The organism is Acinetobacter sp. EKM10A (genome assembly GCF_011075215.1).
In the GTDB taxonomy this organism is placed as follows: Bacteria; Pseudomonadota; Gammaproteobacteria; order Pseudomonadales; family Moraxellaceae; genus Acinetobacter; species Acinetobacter baumannii.
The window spans coordinates 160,145-180,160 of record NZ_JAALLK010000001.1 but is presented as its reverse complement, the minus strand read 5'-3'; the positions used below and the strand labels follow the sequence as shown (position 1 = coordinate 180,160).

Genomic DNA, 20,016 nt, shown 5'->3' with positions numbered 1-20,016 from the left:
GTTTTGTGCATATACCCTTCTTCTGATACACAATTTTAATAAAAATAATATGTAATAAAAAAGCCCGGCAATAAACCGAGCTTTTTGGGGTATCAACTCAATTAGTCGATTGGTGGTACGTAGTTACCAGAAGCAATCGCATCTTTAATACGTTCAGCTTCAGCCAATACTTGAGCTAAAAGGTTCTTAACGTTGTCGACAGTTACTACAGGGCTTAATGTTGTCATCTTCAATGACTGTACATTACCAACTTTTGTTACACCAATATTTGCTTCACCACGTGCAAACAATTCATCTGCTACGTTTTGGTTCAAGCTATCGATAAACTCAACTGGGTAACCTTCCGGAACAACACGGAACAATACCGAAGCAAATTGTGGTTCAACTAAAAGCTCTAAACCATCAGTTGCCTTGATGTAATCTGCAACTTCACGAGTCAGTTTTACACCATGATCAATCATTGAACCATATAGCTCTTCGCCGAGTGATTCAATGGTCATCCACAATTTTAAAGCATCAAAACGACGAGTCGTTTGTAATGATTTAGACACAAGGTTAGGTACGCCATGCTCTTCATCATAAGCAGAGTTCAAGTACTCAGCTTCATAATGCATGAAACGATAGTTCGCTTCATCTTTTAACAAGAACGCGCCACAGCTGATGCTTTGGAAATAATGCTTATGGAAGTCGAGAGTGATCGAATCAGATAGCTCAATACCATCAAGCATTGCACGATAGTCATTTGACAAGATCAGTGCACCGCCCCACGCAGCATCAATATGCATCCATGAACCATATTTATTGGTAATTTCACGGATTTTTTTTAATGGATCAATTGCACCAGCATCGGTTGTACCTGCTGTCGCAACGACACAAGCAACAACTTTACCTTCAGCTTGAAGATGCGCCATTGTTTTTTCAAGAGCATCAACATCCATCTGTGCATTTTCATTCACAGGAACAGTCACAACTGACTGGAAGCCCATGCCCATCATTGCCATGTTCTTTTGCACAGAGAAATGCGCATTTTCAGAACAAATGACTTTGACGTTTTTCATTGCTTCAGCTGGAATACCATCACGCTGTACAGACCATGGGTTACCATTTTCGTCTTTCCAGTTTTTCGCAATGCACCAGTCACGAGCAAGTAACACACCCATCAAGTTAGATTGAGTACCGCCAGAAGTGAAAACACCAGCCTGACCAGAACCATAACCTACTTTTTGACGCAACCAATCAATAAGCTGAACTTCCATTAATGAACCTGCCGGGCTTTGATCCCATGAGTCCATAGACTGGTTAGTTGCATTGATTAACACTTCCGCGATCTGGCTCATCACCATGGTTGGGCAGTGTAAATGTGCTAATGAGTGTGGATGGTGTACTTTCAAGCTTTTATTCAAGAAAAGCTCAATCATACGTTGAAGAGATTGTTGTACACCCATACCTTCTTTTGAAGGTTGGAAAGAAATTGCTGAACGCAACTCTTTAATGCTACCGCCTGTGTACATTTTTTCATTTTGCAACCATGCTGAAACGGCTTTTACCGCTTCGCCCATTGCTGACTCATAGTCAGCAATGGATTGTGCATCATTGCAGAGTAACGCTTTACGATGTTCTGCAAAATCCACCATACTTACGCGCCTCGCACTGCAACCAATGCTTCTGCAACTGCTTTCTTAAAGCGAGCAATTACTTCTACACACTCTTCTTGAGTAATGATGAGTGGGCAAAGTAAACGAATTACTGTACCGTTACGACCACCTTTTTCAAGCAATAACTTGTTGTTAAAGCAAGCAGTCTGGATCGCAGCCGCTAACTGAGAGTCAGCAGGGTGAGAACCGATACGGTCAGCAGGTTTACGCTCGTCAACGATTTCAACACCAATCATTAAACCGCGGCCACGTACGTTACCGATACATGGAAATTCAGTAGCTAATTTTTTCAATTCAGCTTGTAAGAATTCACCACGCTCTTGTGCATTTTGAGCAAGGTTTTGTTCCTTGATCGTTTCTAATACAACAAGACCTGTACCCATAGCAAGTTGGTTACCACGGAAAGTACCAGTGTGGCCAGCAGGCTGCCAAGCATCAAATTTACGCTTAATACCTAATACTGCAAGTGGTAAACCACCACCTACTGCTTTAGACATTACAACGACATCAGGTTCAATACCGGCATGTTCAAATGCAAACATTTTGCCTGAACGAGCAAAGCCTGCTTGAACTTCGTCTAAGATTAAAACGATGTTGTGCTTTTCAGTCACTTCACGGATTTTTTGCAACCATTTTACTGGAGCTGTAACAACACCGCCTTCACCTTGAATTGCTTCAAGAATAACAGCAGCTGGCTTAGTTACACCGCTTTCAACATCTTCAATAAAGTTTTCGAAATAGTAAGTTAAAGCGTCAACACCAGCTTCACCACCTAAACCAAGTGGGCAGCGATATTCATGCGGATATGGCATGAATTGTACGCCTGGCATTAAGCCATTCACTGCATTTTTCGCACTTAAGTTACCAGTCATGGCAAGTGAACCATGAGTCATACCATGGTAACCACCAGAGAAACTGATCACTGAGCTACGGCCAGTGTAAGTTTTAGCAAGTTTAATTGCTGCCTCAGTCGCATCTGCACCAGAAGGACCACAGAACTGTAAGCAATATTCTTCTTTACCACCTGGTAAATATGCTAACAACGCTTCAGTAAACGCATCTTTTAAAGGTGTGGTTAAGTCTAAAGTATGCAATGGCAAACCACTTGCCAATGTGTCTTGAATACTTTGAATCACCGCAGGATGATTATGACCTAAAGCCAATGTACCTGCCCCAGCTAAACAATCAAGGTACTGTGTACCTTCAACATCAGTAACCCAGCAACCTTGTGCTTTCGCTATCGCTAACGGTAATTTACGTGGATAGCTACGAACATTCGATTCCATTTGACTTTGGCGAGTCAAATAATATTCGTTGGTAGCATTAGTGGCAGGGTTGACAGAAGTAACGCTCATATCGGATTACCATCTCTGATAAGGGTAGAAAGAAATAAGTCTGGTGACTTTTGGTCCTTTGACTCGGTGCTTTATAGAACTAGCGAAGACACATATTTTATATCTTGTAACTAGGAGCGCGATGATACCTAATTTTGCAAGAAAAAAAACGTCTTTTGTGTACTTTACTCATCTAATCTTATTGAAAAATTGTATTATCCCAATAGTTATGATGAATTATCATCATACTATGTGACAACCTAAAGAAAATATTCTTTTTTTATATTCGTGTGATTTTTTAAGTTACATTGAAACACTTTAATTCTAAGTTTTTTATTTTTAAAGAATTTTATTCTTACCAAAAATTAAAAAACTTGATTTAAATATTACAAATACCCCACAAAATCTGCAAAAGTTATGCATAACTTATGTTTAACATTTCTTAATGAAAAAAATTAAATTTATATTAATTTTTAAAGGATAAATTTATGCGTACTTTAGCAATATCTACTCTTCTCCTTGGTACGGTACTCAGCCCTATGGTTTTTGCCCAAGATGATAATGCCCTTCACTACAATATTGTAAATGTTCAAGCAGAAGCTTCTCGCCAAGTTTCAAACGATGAAATGCATGCAACTTTATATATTGAAAAAAGCAATAAGCAGCCTGCAGAGCTTTCAAATCAAATTAACCAGTTAATGAACCAAGCACTCGCGACTTCGCGTAAATATCCACAAGTGAAAGTGGAAACTGGTGCTCAAAGCACTTATCCAATTTATGACAATGACAGTAATAAATTAAAAGAATGGCGTGGCCGCGCGGAAATTCGTTTAGAAAGTAAAGATTTCAAAGCTACTAGCCAATTAATTAATGAGTTACAACAAAGCTTTCAAACTCAATCCATTAATTTTAGCGTTTCAGATGAGCAACGTAAAAAAGTTGAGAATGAATTGATGGTAGAAGCATCTAAAAACTTTCAACAGCGTGCTCAAATGCTGACTCAAGCATGGAATAAAAGCCAATATTCTTTGGTCACTCTAAACCTGAACACGAATAACTATTTTCCTCAACCTGTAATGCGTGCCAGCTTAGCTAAGTTCGCTGCTGCTGAAGCGGCACCAGCTCAAGACATGGCTGCTGGTGAATCTAAAATTACTGTAAATGCAAACGGTTCAATCCAGTTTAAATAAAAGTAATTTTTCGGGTCCAAACATATGATTGCTTGGACCCTTTTCTATATCTGATCAGCAATATTATTTATTTAATAAAGCTTCATGAGCTTTTTATATTTAAGTCTTGCTACTTCTCTAAATTTTCCCAACTAAATAATTTCCCAAAGCTTGAGCCAAATAATCAAAAAGCGTTCTGATTTTCGGAATTTGTCTAAAATCTTCATGGATTACGAGCCATAGGTCATATCGATGAACTTCTAGGTCTGGAATCACTTGTATAAGCTCTTGGCATTGATTTGCTATAGGACACTGAATAAAACCTATTCCTAACGCGGCCTTTACTGCTGAAAACTGAGCAGGATGGCTATCGGTGCGTATCTTGAATTGTTCATTTTTAAGCTCAGGTAAAAGCATCCTTATCATTTCTCTTTCAAGAAGATTACGATCTGGACCAATCAAATCATGTTGTCTTAAATCTTCTAGACAAGTGGGATTACCTTTACGCTGTATATAATCTCGATGAGCATAGAGCCCCAATGGCACCTCACCTATCTTTTTAGCCACAAGTGCCTCTTGAACTGGTGGATACATTCTGATTGCCAGATCAGCCTCTTGCTCAAGTAAGTTGGCAGAAGAATTGTTTAGGGATAATTCAATATTAACTTCGGGATACAGTAAGCGGAACTTTGAAAGTAATTGAGGTAGAACCATTGTTCCCAGAAAATCCGATACGCTCACTCGGACACTGCCTGCAATTACGTTTAACGGAGCACTTGCTGTCCGCATAAAATAGTCAGAAGCACGTTGCATTGCTCGCGCAGGGACTTCAAGGGCCAAAGCGTGTTCCGTTGGTTTCAAACCATGAACAGAACGGCTGAACAAAACAGTTCCCAACTGATGTTCAAGATGCTCAATACGTGTTCGAACAGTGGGTTGTGTAACGCCCAATTTACGAGCTGCTGCTGAGAAACTCCCTTCTTCTAAAACCACTAAAAAGAATTTCTGATCATCCCAAGAAATCTGTTTGTTCATCAAAATTCTTTCATCTGCTCAATTAAATTAGTCAATTTTATTATAGGGCTGCTTTTTTTATGATGTGAATATTATTTATCGCATGTGATTAATCATCATAGAAATTAAGGAGATATATTATGAATAAACCACTTTTATTAGTTTTTCATCCCGATTTGAGCCAATCTAAGGTTAATCGCGCTTTGGTTGCAACATTACAGGATCAGGACAAAATTGATATTGTTGACATTCAAAAGCTGTATAACGGATCTTTAGATATAATGAACGATGGTGCGATTGAAGCTCAACGCCTGATTTCTGCTTCGCACATTATTTTGCAGTTTCCTATCTATTGGTATTCAGTTCCACCTATTTTTAAAGCTTGGATGGATGCCGTCTTAACGCGGATGTTTTATCTTTTTTATGAACAGGAAGGTCAGCATATTGAAGGCAAACCACTTTATTTGCATATTACGGTTGGCAATTTAAGTTCGGCATATCAAAAACTGGGGCAAAATGGCTTTACTCTAGATGAACTCATGGCTCCTTTAAAAGCCACTGCACGCAGATGTGGTTTAATCTGGCATCCTCCCCATGTTATTTTTAATGCAAATCAATTGAATGAAAATGATATTACAGAGCAAACCTCGCTCTCTATAAAACAGTTTGAACAATGGGGCATATTTAATAATAATTCAATAATTCCTTCATATTAGTGCTAAGTCAAAAAAAACGCACTTCTGAAAAATCAGAAGTGCGTACAATGTTATAAGAACAAAATATTATTTTTTAAATGGGAACGCATATTTCACAATACGCCCAACCACTTGTCCAAACTGCTTAACAAAGCTGGCATTGTTATAGTTCAAGCCATATTTCTTACAAACCGCCTCAACTTTTGGAGCCATTTGGCGATAACGACGAGCAGGAATATCTGGGAATAAGTGATGTTCAATTTGATGACTTAAGTGACCAGACAAAATATGGAATGCTTCTGAACCTGTTAAGTTAGAAGAACCACGAATTTGGCGCATATACCAGTGTCCACGGCTTTCTTCTTGTAAAACAGATTTTGGAAACACTTCTGCATCTTTCGTGAAATGACCACAGAAAATAATACTAAAGGTCCAGATATTACGAAGGCCATTTGCGACCAAGTTCCCTGTAAATACTGGTAGCGCTGCCGGCCCTGCAATAAGTGGGAAGAAAACATAATCTTTAAAGAGTTGCTTGCCAATCTTTTTATTAACCGGTTTTAACTCTTCTAAAAATTGTGCCTTAGTTTTACGCTTGTAAAGTACACGCCCAATTTCAAGATTCTGAATTGCTACGCCCCACTGGAACAATAAGCAAAATGGAATACTGTAAATAGGTTGCAGCAAGAACCCTGGCTTCCAACGTTGCTCAGGGAATAAGCGAAGTAAGCCATAACCAATGTCATCATCAATACCTTTAATATTGGTATAAGTATGATGTTTATAGTTGTGGGTTTGACGCCAGTTGTCAGAGGTACCTACAGTATCCCATTCATAAGTTTGACCATTAAATTTCGGGTCATTCATCCAGTCATATTGACCGTGCATAACATTATGGCCGAGCTCCATGTTCTCCATAATTTTAGAGAAACCTAATAAACCCGTACCTAAAATCCACGCTGGTGGGAACCAACCTGCAAATAAACAAGCCCGGCCTAAAAAACTACTATAACGAATAGCAGCATAGACACGGCGGATATATTTAGCGTCTTTTTCACCCAAATCATCCAATACTTCTTGTTTGATCTGATCAAGCTCTTTTGCAAATGCTTCAAGTTCTGCTGGAGTCAAATCTCGATTTTTAGGATTTTTAAAATATTCGACTTTCACTGGCATATTCATAAGAGTTCTCTCTTAAAGATCAATAACTAGATCGGATTGTGCTGAGTTCACACAAATTTTAAGTAATTGGCTTGGTTCCGTATTTTGGCTACCGTTTAGTAAATTACGTGTAGAACCTTGCGTTTTACTACAAACACATTTATTACAAATTCCCATACGACAGCCATGTGTCGGCTTAAGGCCTTCATGCTCAAGGCTGACCAAAATGGATTGGCCTTTAGGAATTGCAATCACTTTATTAGACTGTGTTAATGTGACATTCACATAACCAATGTCATCCGCAGAACTTTCATTAGTTAAACTAAATGCTTCAGTAAGTACAGTTGGTGCTTTTTCAAAAAGCTGTTCAACAGTTGAAACAAAACCCGATGGACCACATGCATAAACTGTGCTGTTTTCAATACCATCAACCAGTGCAAGATGTTCGGCATTTAAACGTTCATCATTTGGTGTTTCTTGTGTGTAAAACACCTGATAGCTAAAGTTTGGGTTTTGTTCAGCCACTTGTTCAAAGTACTCTGTAAAAGCAGCATCAGAACGCTGTTTGACCCAATATAAAAGCTGAACCTGCGTTTTTTCTAACTGTTGGCTTTGCTTAATTGCTGTGATTAAGCTCAACATTGGTGTAATACCACTACCAGCAGCTAACATAATTAATTTCGGTGTCTGGATGTTTTGTTGCATGTCACCATAAGGCTGCCCAAGCTCAAAAACATCACCAATTTTGCTTTCTGCAATAAACCAGTTACTGACAATACCATCAGCAACTTTTTTAACTGTTAAACGTAAGTGCTCTGCATCAATTTGCGTCAAGCTATAAGTACGTTCATAGCGACGGCCCGCGATTTCAACAATCACTGGATGATGTTGACCTGCCGCGCCCATTTTCACCAAGCGGTTGCATTTTAATGTCAGGCTCACGGTGTCATGAGCTACGAATTCTTTTTTTACAATTTGAACTAGTCCATGCTGCACAGACCATAAAGGATTTATTTTTTGTAGCCAGAAGTTCGCCATATTTTTGTCAAATACAGCTTGTGTTAATGAATTGAATAGAGAATTTCTCTTTTCGATTGCTTGCATAACTGAGGGCTCTGTCGCTCTTTTTTAATTATTATACACATGTATATATATTTGTATATACACCCGTACTTTTAATTACAATTTCACAAGTTCCCTGTCTAACGCTATAATCCAGACAGTTTAAGAATATATTGAAAAACATGACCCAAACCTCACTTTCTCAGAGCCCAAATGACACAACCTCATCACAAGATGTCATTGAAATAAAAACAGTAACGCGTTCTGTTGGAAGAAAAGCGACGATTACGAAAGAAGAACTTTTTCAGGCAGCTCTTAACCTGATTGGTCCACAAAAAAGTATTGCCTCACTCAGCTTACGAGAAGTTGCAAGAGAAGCCGGTATTGCCCCAAACAGTTTTTATCGTCACTTTAAAGATATTGATGAGTTAGCTATTTCACTCATTGACCGTGCCGGTATCGTTTTACGTAAAATTATTCGTCAAGCTCGCCTTCGTGCATCTTTGCAAGACAGCATTATTCGTAGTTCTGTAGAAATTTTTCTGCAACAGCTGGATGCTGATGAAGGTAATTTAAGTTTATTGTTGCGAGAAGGTTTTACAGGTTCCGCCTCTTATAAAGCTGCTGTAGATCGACAGCTCAACTTCTTTCAGCAAGAGCTACAAGAAGATTTAATTCGCTTAGAACGCCTCAATAACAATCATCTATACCATCCTGAACTTGTTGCAAAAGCAATTACACAACTTGTTTTTCACATGGGTGCCAAAGTGATTGACCTTCCTATTGATCAGCGTGCGGAAGTCGCAGAACAAACAATGATCATGATCCGAATGATTTTAGAAGGTGCCCGTCATCTAGACGAAGCAAAAATAAGATAGATTCCACATAAAATGGTTTGTGATTTTACAAGCCATTTTTTATACACCTGTGCCTGCTGATTAATAAAAATATAAACCATAGATTGAAGCAGCTTAGATGCAAGAGTATAAGTAAATAATTCTAGCAATACATATCAATACTTCCCCACGTTATTCAGGGATTCACATGCAAAGTTTGAGTAATCGTCAAAGCCTGATTGCAAGCTATATTCTGATGGGCATTTTTTTGCTTTCGGTTATCCCCTTGCATCTCTTAGCAAGTTTTTTTGCAGGCTTTCTCATTTATGAAATTATTATTAGTTTAAGCTCTATTGTTGAACGTTATATTGATGGTCAAAGAGCCCGCATTTTTATTAGTATTTTATTAAGTATTATTACTATTTCTCTTCTTGCCTTTTTCATTACAAGTTTAATTAGCTTTGTAGTTTATGATTTAAAAGGAGTCGGTTTACATAGTATTAACGGTAAAGTCGACCAAACACTACTGCACTTACAAGCGGAGATTGGGAAATATTTACCGGGCTATATTCCAGATAGCGTTACAGAACTGAAAGATGAAATATTCGCGTTTATGAAAGATAACGTGACTACATTAAAAAATGCCAGTTCCGATATTTTGCATAATCTAGTGACTATGGTGATGGGTCTTATTATCGGTATATTGGTTGCTATTCACGGCTTTCACCGACGTACACCCCAACCTGTTTTCAAATCGTTACTGATCCAACGTATTCAAAAATTATCAATTTCTTTTAGAAATGTGGTTTTTGCACAAATTAAAATTTCAGCGATTAATACGCTGCTCTTTATATTATTTGCTTTTGTACTATTGCCGATCTGGGGTGTTCACTTACCTTTCGCCAAAACCTTAACCATTCTTACCTTTATGTTTGGCTTAATTCCAATTTTAGGGAATTTAATTTCAAATACTTTAACTTTTATTGCGGCTCTTACAATTTCACTCGGTCTAGCAGGTGTTGCTCTACTCTACCTCGTATTAGTTCACAAGTTAGAATACTTTATTAATGCCAAAATTATTGGTCATAAAATTAATGCCAATGCATGGGAAATTTTATTGGCCATGTTAATTTTCGAGTCAATCTTTGGCTTAAGTGGCTTAATTGCAGCACCGATTTTCTATGCTTATTTAAAACTAGAATTAAAAGATGCCAGATTGATTTAACTTAAATTTACTCAATAAAAAAAGCGCCTGTGTGGCGCTTTTTTATTACTTATTGCTTATGGTTTAACTACTACAAGCACTTGAATCGCTTCAGGTGTTACGGTTAAGCCATCAAGCAAGCTTAAACCTTCTTTTTGCAACTTCTGTAAGCGCTCAATTTCGTCTTGGCGAATGCTCGGGTTGAACTGTTTTAAGTAAGTTAAACGATCAATCTCATATTGCCATTTATTACCATAATGCTCTTTTGCTTGCTGTTGAAGCTGAGGTAAACCTTCTTTAGCAATATCAAGCGCTTGTTTATAACGCTCTTCAATCACTTCACGACGGGCTTTAACCACTTGGCGGCAGCTATTACCATCTAAGTGATGCAAATACGGTTTTAAAATGGTTGGATCAATCTTTTCAGATAAGTCCTGACCATTTTCACTCAACAATACGCGAATAAGTTGTTTTGGTAAGCTTGATGGCAAGTTCAAGGATTTTGGTGCCACCACATCAACTTTAAACCAGACTTCAAGTAAAACCGAACCTTGCTTTAATGCATTGGACTTAAGCACAGCAACATTGGTACTACCAAATGATTGTGTGCGGATCATTTCCATGACACTTTCAATAAACGGATGTTCTAAAGTTAGATACTGAGCGTCTTCACGCATTTGCGCTTGATCACGATAGAAAGTCGCAGTCATACCTTCTTCGTCTAATGCCAAACCTTGCACTTGCATCTGGTCGGTTGGACGAATAATGACTGTACCGTTACTTTGCTCATCAAAGTCAATATTAGTTGAAGACATGAAACGCTTCACAAACATAGGCAGCGTTGTGTTGTCATCATAGTCTTCTAACGCTTGAACAATTTCTTGTGCAACGATAGGACGACATGAGTTGTACTCAAGCAGACGATCTCGACCAGCTTGTAACTCTGCTTCTAAAGCTTGGCGTTGAACATTAACTTCTTCGAGTAAATCTTCAAATGTTTGACCTTGGTCGGCAAGCAAGCAATCTTTTAATTCAACAATAAAGTTTTCTTGTAGCGTTTGAGCTGTTGGAGAAATATTGCTGAAAATATTCAATGCTTCATTATACCAACGGAACATACGCTCTTGAGCGGTGCCCATTAAGTAAGGTACATGAATCTGGATACGGTTTTCTTGACCAATACGGTCTAAGCGACCAATACGTTGTTCTAAAACGTCAGGGTTTGCAGGCAAATCAAATAAAATTAAATCACTCGCAAACTGGAAGTTACGGCCTTCTGAACCAATTTCTGAACAAAGTAAGATTTGAGCACCGTAGCTTTCTTCTGCAAAGTAAGCAGCCGCTTGGTCACGCTCAAGCAAACTCATACCTTCATGGAACATGGCTGTACGAATCCCTGCATGCAAACGAAGCGCACTTTCTAAAGACTCGACAACAGGACCACTACGGGCAATTAAAAGAACTTTTTTATGCTTAAGTTCTTTACGTAGAATTTCCATTAACCACGGTACACGTGGATCATTTTGCATCCATGAGCCATCAATTTGTGCTTCTTCTGGCCACATTTGCTCGCGTAATTTACCGTCTTTTGACCAATCTGCTGGTGCAGGTAAAGGCGCAGGTTGGCAATCACGGCCAGGGAAGCCTTGAATCGCTTCACGCGTATTACGGAATAAAATACGACCTGTACCGTGACGGTCTAACAACTCATGAATCGCTCTGAAACGTTGCTCAGGTTGGTCTTCAATTGAATGACCTAACAAACCTTCTAAAGCAGATAAATGCTCTTGAGTTAAAGGCTCATCCGACATAAGCACTTCTGCAATTTGCGCAGTTTGCTGATATTGAGCTTCTTCATCCAAGAAACGCTCTAAACTACTAAAGCGCTGTGGATCTAACAAACGTAAGCGCGCAAAGTGGCTTTCTACACCCAGCTGTTCAGGCGTTGCAGTAAGCAACAATACACCTGCCGTATTTTCAGCAAGCTCTTCAACCAAGTCGTAACGATCGTTACCACCCTCTTCTTCGCTCCACATCAAGTGATGTGCTTCATCGACGACGAGTAAATCGAAACCAGCTTCTAATGCTTGCTCACGCAAATCGTCATGGTCCACCATCAAGTCGACGCTGGCAATAATGCATTGCTCAGTTAAGAACGGGTTAAGTTCTGGATCATGTTCTTTGATAGATGCAGTACGGGTTAAATCAAACAGAGAAAATTGCAAATTGAAACGGCGTCGCATTTCAATCATCCACTGATACTGAAGAGAATCAGGGACTAAAATCAGGATACGTTCAGAACGGCCGGTTTTAAGCTGTTGGTGGATAATTAAACCAGCTTCAATTGTTTTACCTAAACCTACTTCATCAGCAAGTAAAACACGTGGTGCGAAACGTTTACCGACTTCATGTGCAATATAAAGCTGATGCGGAATTAAACCTACACGCGCCCCAACCAAGCCGCGTAATGGGCTGGTTTGCATTTGCGCCTGCATCAGCATTGCTTCAATGCGTAGGTCATACCACTCTTTATAATCAATCTGGCTTGCGAGCAAACGATCTAAAGGTTTTGATAATTGAATTTGTGCACCAATACGTGTTTCGTTTAGCGCTTTACGTTCTTGCTCGCCATTTTCTAAAGTACGAACCACGTTATAACGCAAAACACCATGACGGTCTTCAACCGACTCAACAATCCACTTCTGGCCTTCTTGGTCTTGAACCTCATCATTTGTGTTAAAGATGATGCGAGAAAGCGGTGCATTGTTGCGTGCATAAACACGCGTTTCATCGCTCTTGGGGAATAAAATGCTGACAGATCTTTCATCTACATCAATAAGAACGCCTAAACCGAGCTCAGTCTCTGTATCTGATAGCCAACGTTGACCAATAGCATACTGCTGCAATTTTTCCACCTTTTTCTCAAGTTCGCACTACATATTGTACGATGCAAAGTAGCTTATTTTTGCATCTTTTTATGTAGTCTTTAAAGCAAAATTTTGCAGCAAAAACTAATTAAATTGTTTTGCTACAAAAATTACTCATCGAAAGTTTTTACATTAAAACGGTACAGGACAGTTAAAAGTTAATGATTCCCCTGTGACAGGATGATTAAAGCTTAACTGTTTAGCATGCAAGCACAGACGAGGAACAAGTAATTGTTCCGGTGTTGCATACAATGTATCACCTACAATCGGGTGTCCCAGATATTGCATGTGTACACGGAGTTGATGAGAACGACCGGTAATCGGTGTTAATTTGACACGCGTAACCGGTTGTCCTTGAATCTGGAAATGTTCAATTGCCTGCCAATGTGTTAAAGCAGGCTTGTTATGAGAAGCATCGACAATATGTAAAGGTGGTCGACTCGGGTCATAGACGACAGGGATATCAACTGTCCCTTCACCCTCTAAATGACCAGCAACTAGCGCTTCATATATTTTCGAAGTTTGACGGTCTTGAAATTGGCGTGCAATCGCACTCTGTCCACGCTTAGATAACCCAAAAACCAAAATACCCGAAGTATCACGGTCAAGGCGGTGAATGAGCAAAGTTCGTGGTTCAATTGCCACCAGTCTTGTCAAAACGCTGTCATGTAAATCACCCTTACCAGGGACACTCAAGATGTCCGAAGGTTTATGAATCACCATAAAATCATCATCACGATAGATCAGATGTTCACTTAGAAAATCACTCAAAGTTGTATTCCCAAGGCAAGATGAAAAACAAGCGGGCAATAATAAAAAGCTTACGTCTGAATTACAATGCCGTTCGGGTAAATTAACGACAGAATTTGCAAATATTATGAATCACATTACGGTTAAAGCCGATTAGCGCTTCAATAACTGCATAATATGTTGCAATGTAGGGGTTTGCATCAACTCATCAACAGTTAGGCTCGCACCATTAGCACGCCATAATTCCACCAAATAATTGACTCCCGAAGCGTCTAGACCATAGTTTCTTAAATCTATTTCGGGATGAATTTCCATTGGATGTCGCCCTACCTGTTCAGCAACTGCCAATAAAATTCCTTTATCGGACAACACCTGTAATGACGGTGCACTTAAAGACCATAAGCGCATTAAAGTCTGCGTGTTTATATGTTGAATATGGTCAAAACTTATTTTTTCAATCCATTGTATATGCTGCTCTAAACTACTCGCCAAGATTGCATCATTTACAACAGCTACATAATCGGTAATAGATAAAACAAGCTGCATGACTTGCTTAAATAGCGGTGATAAATTCCCCGCCATAATTACCTGTGCCTGAGTGTTTGATGATAAGTGCTGCCCAAGCTGTAACATGGCTTGTTGAAGTTGAGATGACTGAATCATCATGACCGGAATTTCGAGTGCTTGCGCTCTTTTGCTTAGCATTTCTAAATGATCGGCTAATGGCTGATGCGCCCAATCAGATATATTTTCAAGATCATCTAGCCCGACTAGGAGCAATATGCTTTGCGTAGATTCAATAGGCCAATTTGAAGTACTTGCGGCTAACTGGATTATTCGAGGTAAGGGATAAAACATTGTTCTCTACAAATATAAAATAGCTCAAATTAAAAAGCCCGTTTAAAACGGGCCTTTTTGCTTACTTCATTTCGGCGAAGGTTTCTTTTGCAGCCTGAATGGTAAACTCGATATCTTCATCAGAATGAGCAGATGAAATAAAGCCTGCTTCAAATGCAGACGGCGCCAAGTTTACGCCACGTTTTAACATGCCATGGAAGAACTTTTTGAAAGCTTCAATATCACATGCCAACATAGAGTCAAAGCTTGTGATGTCTTCTTGATCGGTAAAGTAAAGCCCAAACATTGCGCCAGCTTGCTGAGTTTTAAATGGAATACCCGCTTCATCTGCTGCTGCTTGTAAGCCTGCAAGTAACTTTTCAAGTTGAGCAGATAATTTGCTGTAAAAGTCCGGTTGACGTAAATGTTTAAACATTTCGATACCAGCGCGCATAGCAAGTGGATTACCAGATAAAGTCCCCGCTTGGTATACACCCCCTAAAGGTGCGATGCACTCCATGATTTCACGCTTACCGCCAAATGCACCAACTGGTAAGCCAGCACCAATAATTTTACCCAAAGTCGTTAAATCAGGTTTAACGTTATAAACTGACTGAGCTCCGCCCAATGCAACACGGAAACCTGTCATTACTTCGTCAATAATAAATACAGATTTGTATTCATCACACACATCACGAATCGCTTGTAAGAAACCATCAATTGGTTTCACCATATTCATATTACCTGCGACGGGCTCAATAATGACGCCCGCAATTTCATGACCAAATTTAGCAAAGCATTCTTTTAATGCTGCAATATCATTATATGGCAGTGTTAAAGTGTGTTTAGCGAAATCAGCTGGTACACCTTTTGATGTTGGTTCGCCCTCACCTTTAGTTAATAAACCAGAACCTGCTTTTACTAACAATGAGTCAGAGTGTCCGTGGTAACAACCTTCAAACTTCACGATTTTGTCACGGCCAGTATAACCACGTGCTAAACGAATAGCAGTCATGGTCGCTTCTGTACCAGAGTTGGTCATACGTACCAATTCAATAGATGGCATGATTTCACAAATAATATCTGCCAATGTTGTTTCGTGTACGGTTGGTGCACCAAAACTTAAGCCATCTTCTGCTGCTGTTTGCACAGCCTTAATAATATCCGGATGAGCATGGCCCAAAATCATTGGTCCCCAAGAGCCAACATAATCTACATAGCGCTTACCATCTACATCCCACAAATACGCACCTTTGGCTTTCTCAATGAAAACCGGTGTGCCTCCAACGCCATTAAAGGCACGTACCGGAGAGTTCACACCACCTGGAATGTGTTTGCTGGCTTGTTTAAATAACTGTTCTTGCTTTGGAGATAAACTCATGGAAATGCTCGTCTTAAATATCTAAAAAATAATTTTGAAAGCTTAAGAAAATAATTTTGCCCACGCCTGTACACGGGCAGGAATTTCAGCAGTTGATCGACCTAATATATCACTAATGACTGCACAGAGGTCAGCTCCGGCCTCAATCACAGGTTTTGAATTTTCGACAGTCAAACCACCAATTGCACAAATAGGTAAATCATATTGAGCTGCTGCTTGCTTAATCACTTCTATACCTACATTGCCAGCCTCCGGTTTAGTGGCAGTTGCATAAACCGCACCAAAGGCAACATAAGTTGCGCCATCGGCAATTGCTTTTTGGGCAAGTTCTAATGAGTTTAAGCAAGTACGGCCAATAATGACACCTTCTGGTAACTGCGATTTTGCATCAGTGATTTCACCATCGCTCTGACCTAAATGCACACCTAAACCAAACTGAGCAGCCAGTTTTAGGTCATCATTAATGACAAAAGGAACCTGATATTTTTCACATAACTGTTTGATCTGTTCGACTTCAGCAGGCTGGTCGGCTTTGTCTACTTTTTTACGGCGGTACTGTAAAATTGCGATTTGACGGGTTGCGAGTGCGGCGTCTAATTTTTCTAATAATAATTGGATTGGGTCATCATTGGTAATGAGGTATAAACCGCGCATACTCTACTCTCGCTTTTTAAAAACTTCGCTAGTATAACGGATTTATAAGTCATCATAAGTACCGATTGATATAGGCTTACCAGTACCAATCGGTATATTAAGAATAGAAATAAAAATTAACTCGGAATTTTATCGTGCTTGCGATCAATCAAACTTAATCGACCAGTCGCAACATCGGAGAGCATTCGCCAATCAGAAATAAAGCTATAAAGCGGTTGTTTAAAACTGGCAGGTTTATTTTTCTCAAACATAAAATGTCCAACCCATGCACATGCATAGCCAGAAACTAAACTATAGAGTGCGTATTTGGCCTGTTTCTTACGAATAGCTTTTGAAAAAAAGTATAGACCAATGCTACTTCCCACCGCATGTAAGCGTCTGCTCATAATATTACGGTGTTCAGTTAAATAAAAACGATAAAATTCCTGATAGTTTTTAATAGGTAATTCAAACTCTGGCTGAGTTTCATGATTAAAATTTACGGGTGCATTCACGATCATCTTCCTGATTTTTATTTGATCAAAACATCACCTGATTGTACACCTAAATAAAAGTGTAGCGTCATATGTTTGATTGTAACTTTCTCTATCAAAAACATTATTTTTAGCGCTAAGCTATTATACTTATTCAAGATAGTTTAAATACCTGATTCAGGGAGATCTGTTATGGTTGAAGTTGAGCTTAAGTTTCAGTTACCTGAATCGAAGAAAAAAACCGTCCAGCAATATTTAAAAAAACATAAAGCACAGTATATTCATTTACAGGCCAAGTATTACGATACGCCAGACTGCCTACTTGCAAAAAATGGTATGGCCTTACGCTTACGTAAAGAAAATGATCTGTGGGTACAAACCTTTAAGGCTGCCGGCCAAAGTCATTTACATCGTGTCGAAGAAGAAGTTTTTTTAGGAAAATGCGATCAAGAACCTGACTTAAACCTTGAGTTATATAAAGACAATAAAGCCGTCACAGATTTGATTACTCAAGCTTTAGGCTCTGAAGTCGAAAAGCTAAGCTTACAGTTTGAGACTGATGTACAACGTACCTATCATGTTTTTGAAGCAGATGACACGGCAATTGAAGTCTGTCTTGATGACGGCGCCGTAAAAACAGCAACCGCACAAAGCAAAATTTGCGAAGTTGAGTTCGAACTTAAACAAGGTGCAGTAAAAACACTTATTCAATTTGCTCAGCAATGGATTAATCGTTATGAACTTTGGCTCGATGTTAGAAGTAAAGCCGAGCGCGGTAATTTACTCGCATTGGGGCAAGCTGCTTCACCGGCTGTTCACGCAAAAAAACTGAACTTAGATAAAAACATTTCAGCAGAACAGGCACTCAAAAAGATTGTAGAAAACTGTTTGGGACAATTCTTGCCTAACATGGCCGCAATTGCCGATGGAGTTGCCGAGGCTGAGCACATTCATCAGGCACGCGTAAGCTTACGCCGTTTACGTAGTGCACTAAAACATTTTTCAGCATGGTCAGACGAGTTAAACCCTATGTGGGAAGAGCAAATTGCCGAACTATTCCGTCAGCTTGGGGACACGCGAGACGAAGATGCTATTCGTACCGAAATTTTACCTATGATTGTGCAGCATGGTTCACCTGAGCTTTTACTTCCGATCTCTGAACAGCCATTAAAAGACCTTGCCACGCTGTTTAAATCCGCAGATACCATTAAGCTTATACTCGCCTTATTAGCATTTGCCTATTCAGAAGAAGACGATCAAAACGCCAAAGGAAAATTGAAAAAATATATAGGAAAAAGCTTAGATAAGTTACATCATCAAGTGGTGAGTAATGCCGATCATTTCACTGAGCTTGAAGTCACCGAACAACACAGAACGCGCAAGAAAGCCAAACAGCTTCGTTACTGCATTGAGTTTATATCGAGCTTATATCCTCGTAAAAATGTTCAGCAGTTTTTAAAACAATTACAGCCTGTGCAAAATACTTTAGGACTTTATAACGACTTATTTATTGCCGAAGATCTATTTAATAAAGCGGTTGAACACGACCCACATTTTTGGTTTGCATTAGGATGGGTTAAAGCCAAACAACCTTATTTACAAAATCAGTCTGCAGAAGCTTTGCAAAAATTTAAACAGGTAAAAACATTTTGGTAAGAATCTTGAAGTCGCGGCAAATATGCCGCGACTTTTTATCTATATTTACCAAATACTTTCCATACACCATTATCTGCTAATGGATCGCTATAACTATCACTACGCTGTTTTCTTGGCTTATCGCGAGCATCGACGAGTTTAAAGTGTGGCTCTACTCCCAATACAATTCCATTGGTATAAAACCGTGAACGCGTATATTCACTTTGACCATGTTGAAACACATAAGTCCTTAAATCGATAAATTCACGATGTGCAACTAATGCTGCTGTATCATCACTCTGCAACCATTCTTGCATGGTAAATATCTGGTTTGTGTCAAACTGCCCACATTTTTCAATAAGACTGGCCACACCACGGAAAGTTTTTGATTCTTTTGCTCGTGTTTTATTAATCCGAATTCGGTCTACATGGAAAAAGAATAAGGGTAAGTTTAGATGGCTTGGTAAATGAATTGCATCTGGTAATTCATCTTCCATAAAAGGTTGAAAAAGCTCTTGTGCCCTTTCTATTAAATCTTTCCATTGCTGATAATAGGCCACAACTTCTTCTTGCAAACCATAATAAATTGGCAGCCCTTCTACATGCTCCAAATATTGGGGTGGAAAAATATGCTGGCGTAATAAAGCAATGTCTGTTTTTAGACTTTGAACGGCTATTGCATCTTGCATATTATAACTCCCAATACTTAGGCTATTTACAGACTAAGGCAAAGGTTTTGTTTCCGCAAGGCTTTGCCTATAATAAGCAGCTCTATTTTTGCGGGAATAAGTCATGTCTCAAAAGATTAATGCAACAGATATTACTGAAGAAGAAGCGTTAAATGCTGTTTTCTTTGAGCGTGCGGATGAATTCATTAAACAAGCAAATGATTTTTGTCGCCCGCCAAAAGGCCAAAAGCCAGACCCGGCCGAGCTTCGTGGTCAAGTGAGCGCAGCCATGTTATTTGCAACTGCTCGTTTTAATACATGGGTGGCTGCCAATAATTTTAAAGATGGTAATGAAATGCGTGATGCAAAAGATCAGGTGATGTCTTATCTTCTTCAACAGTTCCAAATGATGCTTGAAGATAACTTTGATGAGTATTGTGAACAGTTCGATAACTACTTACGTTTCCGTAAGAATGAAGATTTTCATACTCACAAACACGACCATTAAAATATTTTACCACTCAAATAAAAAGCCACATGAAGTGGCTTTTTATTTGGCAA

At 39.1% G+C, this 20,016-nt stretch carries 18 protein-coding genes; 6 read left to right on the top strand and 12 right to left on the bottom strand.

Annotated features, from left to right (window positions below):
* Positions 1-101: 101 nt before the first annotated feature.
* Both G9371_RS00845 and G9371_RS00840 read right to left on the bottom strand, forming a co-directional pair.
* On the bottom strand, positions 102-1,634 hold the full coding sequence (locus G9371_RS00845; RefSeq protein ID WP_000227387.1) for a pyridoxal phosphate-dependent decarboxylase family protein: 1,533 nt from the start codon (positions 1,632-1,634) through the stop codon (positions 102-104).
* Between the two features lie 2 nt (positions 1,635-1,636).
* Entirely contained in the window at positions 1,637-3,010 is a 1,374-nt protein-coding gene (locus G9371_RS00840) for a diaminobutyrate--2-oxoglutarate transaminase (RefSeq protein ID WP_000117540.1), read from the bottom strand.
* 467 nt (positions 3,011-3,477) lie between these two features.
* On the opposite strand from G9371_RS00840, the gene G9371_RS00835 reads away from it, so the two are divergent.
* A complete protein-coding gene (locus tag G9371_RS00835; protein ID WP_001259427.1) occupies positions 3,478-4,179 on the top strand; it encodes an SIMPL domain-containing protein in 702 nt (233 codons plus the stop codon).
* Positions 4,180-4,296: 117 nt separating this feature from the next.
* Here the strand turns inward: G9371_RS00835 and G9371_RS00830 are convergent, their stop codons facing one another.
* Positions 4,297-5,193: a LysR family transcriptional regulator gene (locus G9371_RS00830; RefSeq protein WP_029424575.1), complete on the bottom strand. Its 897-nt coding sequence runs from the start codon at positions 5,191-5,193 to the stop codon at positions 4,297-4,299.
* 119 nt (positions 5,194-5,312) lie between these two features.
* On the opposite strand from G9371_RS00830, the gene G9371_RS00825 reads away from it, so the two are divergent.
* Entirely contained in the window at positions 5,313-5,888 is a 576-nt protein-coding gene (locus G9371_RS00825; protein WP_001039791.1) for an NAD(P)H-dependent oxidoreductase, read from the top strand.
* A 66-nt stretch (positions 5,889-5,954) separates the two neighbouring features.
* On the opposite strand, the gene G9371_RS00820 is transcribed toward G9371_RS00825, so the two are convergent.
* On the bottom strand, positions 5,955-7,049 hold the full coding sequence (locus tag G9371_RS00820; RefSeq protein ID WP_001057073.1) for a fatty acid desaturase family protein: 1,095 nt from the start codon (positions 7,047-7,049) through the stop codon (positions 5,955-5,957).
* 12 nt (positions 7,050-7,061) lie between these two features.
* Entirely contained in the window at positions 7,062-8,132 is a 1,071-nt protein-coding gene (locus G9371_RS00815; RefSeq protein WP_001147894.1) for a ferredoxin reductase, read from the bottom strand.
* 140 nt (positions 8,133-8,272) lie between these two features.
* Here G9371_RS00815 and fabR point away from each other — a divergent pair, with 140 nt between their 5' ends.
* Positions 8,273-8,968, top strand: coding sequence for an HTH-type transcriptional repressor FabR (gene fabR, locus G9371_RS00810; RefSeq protein ID WP_000195202.1), 696 nt, complete (start codon positions 8,273-8,275; stop codon positions 8,966-8,968).
* Positions 8,969-9,134: 166 nt separating this feature from the next.
* On the top strand, positions 9,135-10,151 hold the full coding sequence (locus tag G9371_RS00805; RefSeq protein WP_001191208.1) for an AI-2E family transporter: 1,017 nt from the start codon (positions 9,135-9,137) through the stop codon (positions 10,149-10,151).
* Positions 10,152-10,207: 56 nt separating this feature from the next.
* On the opposite strand, the gene rapA is transcribed toward G9371_RS00805, so the two are convergent.
* From rapA to G9371_RS00775, 6 genes are all read right to left on the bottom strand, one after another.
* Positions 10,208-13,045, bottom strand: a complete 2,838-nt coding sequence (gene rapA, locus G9371_RS00800) for an RNA polymerase-associated protein RapA (RefSeq protein WP_029424576.1) — start codon at positions 13,043-13,045, stop codon at positions 10,208-10,210.
* 144 nt (positions 13,046-13,189) lie between these two features.
* Positions 13,190-13,828: an RluA family pseudouridine synthase gene (locus G9371_RS00795; protein WP_001279315.1), complete on the bottom strand. Its 639-nt coding sequence runs from the start codon at positions 13,826-13,828 to the stop codon at positions 13,190-13,192.
* Between the two features lie 132 nt (positions 13,829-13,960).
* Positions 13,961-14,665 (bottom strand): acyl carrier protein, encoded by a 705-nt coding sequence (locus G9371_RS00790; protein WP_165471248.1) that lies wholly within the window; start codon positions 14,663-14,665, stop codon positions 13,961-13,963.
* 61 nt (positions 14,666-14,726) lie between these two features.
* Positions 14,727-16,025: a glutamate-1-semialdehyde 2,1-aminomutase gene (gene hemL, locus G9371_RS00785; RefSeq protein ID WP_000059223.1), complete on the bottom strand. Its 1,299-nt coding sequence runs from the start codon at positions 16,023-16,025 to the stop codon at positions 14,727-14,729.
* Between the two features lie 42 nt (positions 16,026-16,067).
* Complete coding sequence (gene thiE / locus G9371_RS00780; protein ID WP_001214806.1) at positions 16,068-16,679, bottom strand: thiamine phosphate synthase; 612 nt, start codon at positions 16,677-16,679, stop codon at positions 16,068-16,070.
* A 116-nt stretch (positions 16,680-16,795) separates the two neighbouring features.
* On the bottom strand, positions 16,796-17,179 hold the full coding sequence (locus G9371_RS00775) for a DUF962 domain-containing protein (protein ID WP_086221443.1): 384 nt from the start codon (positions 17,177-17,179) through the stop codon (positions 16,796-16,798).
* A 165-nt stretch (positions 17,180-17,344) separates the two neighbouring features.
* Here G9371_RS00775 and G9371_RS00770 point away from each other — a divergent pair, with 165 nt between their 5' ends.
* Positions 17,345-18,808, top strand: a complete 1,464-nt coding sequence (locus tag G9371_RS00770; RefSeq protein WP_029424579.1) for a CYTH and CHAD domain-containing protein — start codon at positions 17,345-17,347, stop codon at positions 18,806-18,808.
* A 35-nt stretch (positions 18,809-18,843) separates the two neighbouring features.
* Here the strand turns inward: G9371_RS00770 and G9371_RS00765 are convergent, their stop codons facing one another.
* A complete protein-coding gene (locus tag G9371_RS00765; protein WP_001150005.1) occupies positions 18,844-19,476 on the bottom strand; it encodes a hypothetical protein in 633 nt (210 codons plus the stop codon).
* Positions 19,477-19,579: 103 nt separating this feature from the next.
* Here G9371_RS00765 and G9371_RS00760 point away from each other — a divergent pair, with 103 nt between their 5' ends.
* Positions 19,580-19,963, top strand: a complete 384-nt coding sequence (locus G9371_RS00760) for a DUF3144 domain-containing protein (RefSeq protein WP_000078676.1) — start codon at positions 19,580-19,582, stop codon at positions 19,961-19,963.
* The last annotated feature ends 53 nt before the right edge of the window (positions 19,964-20,016 follow it).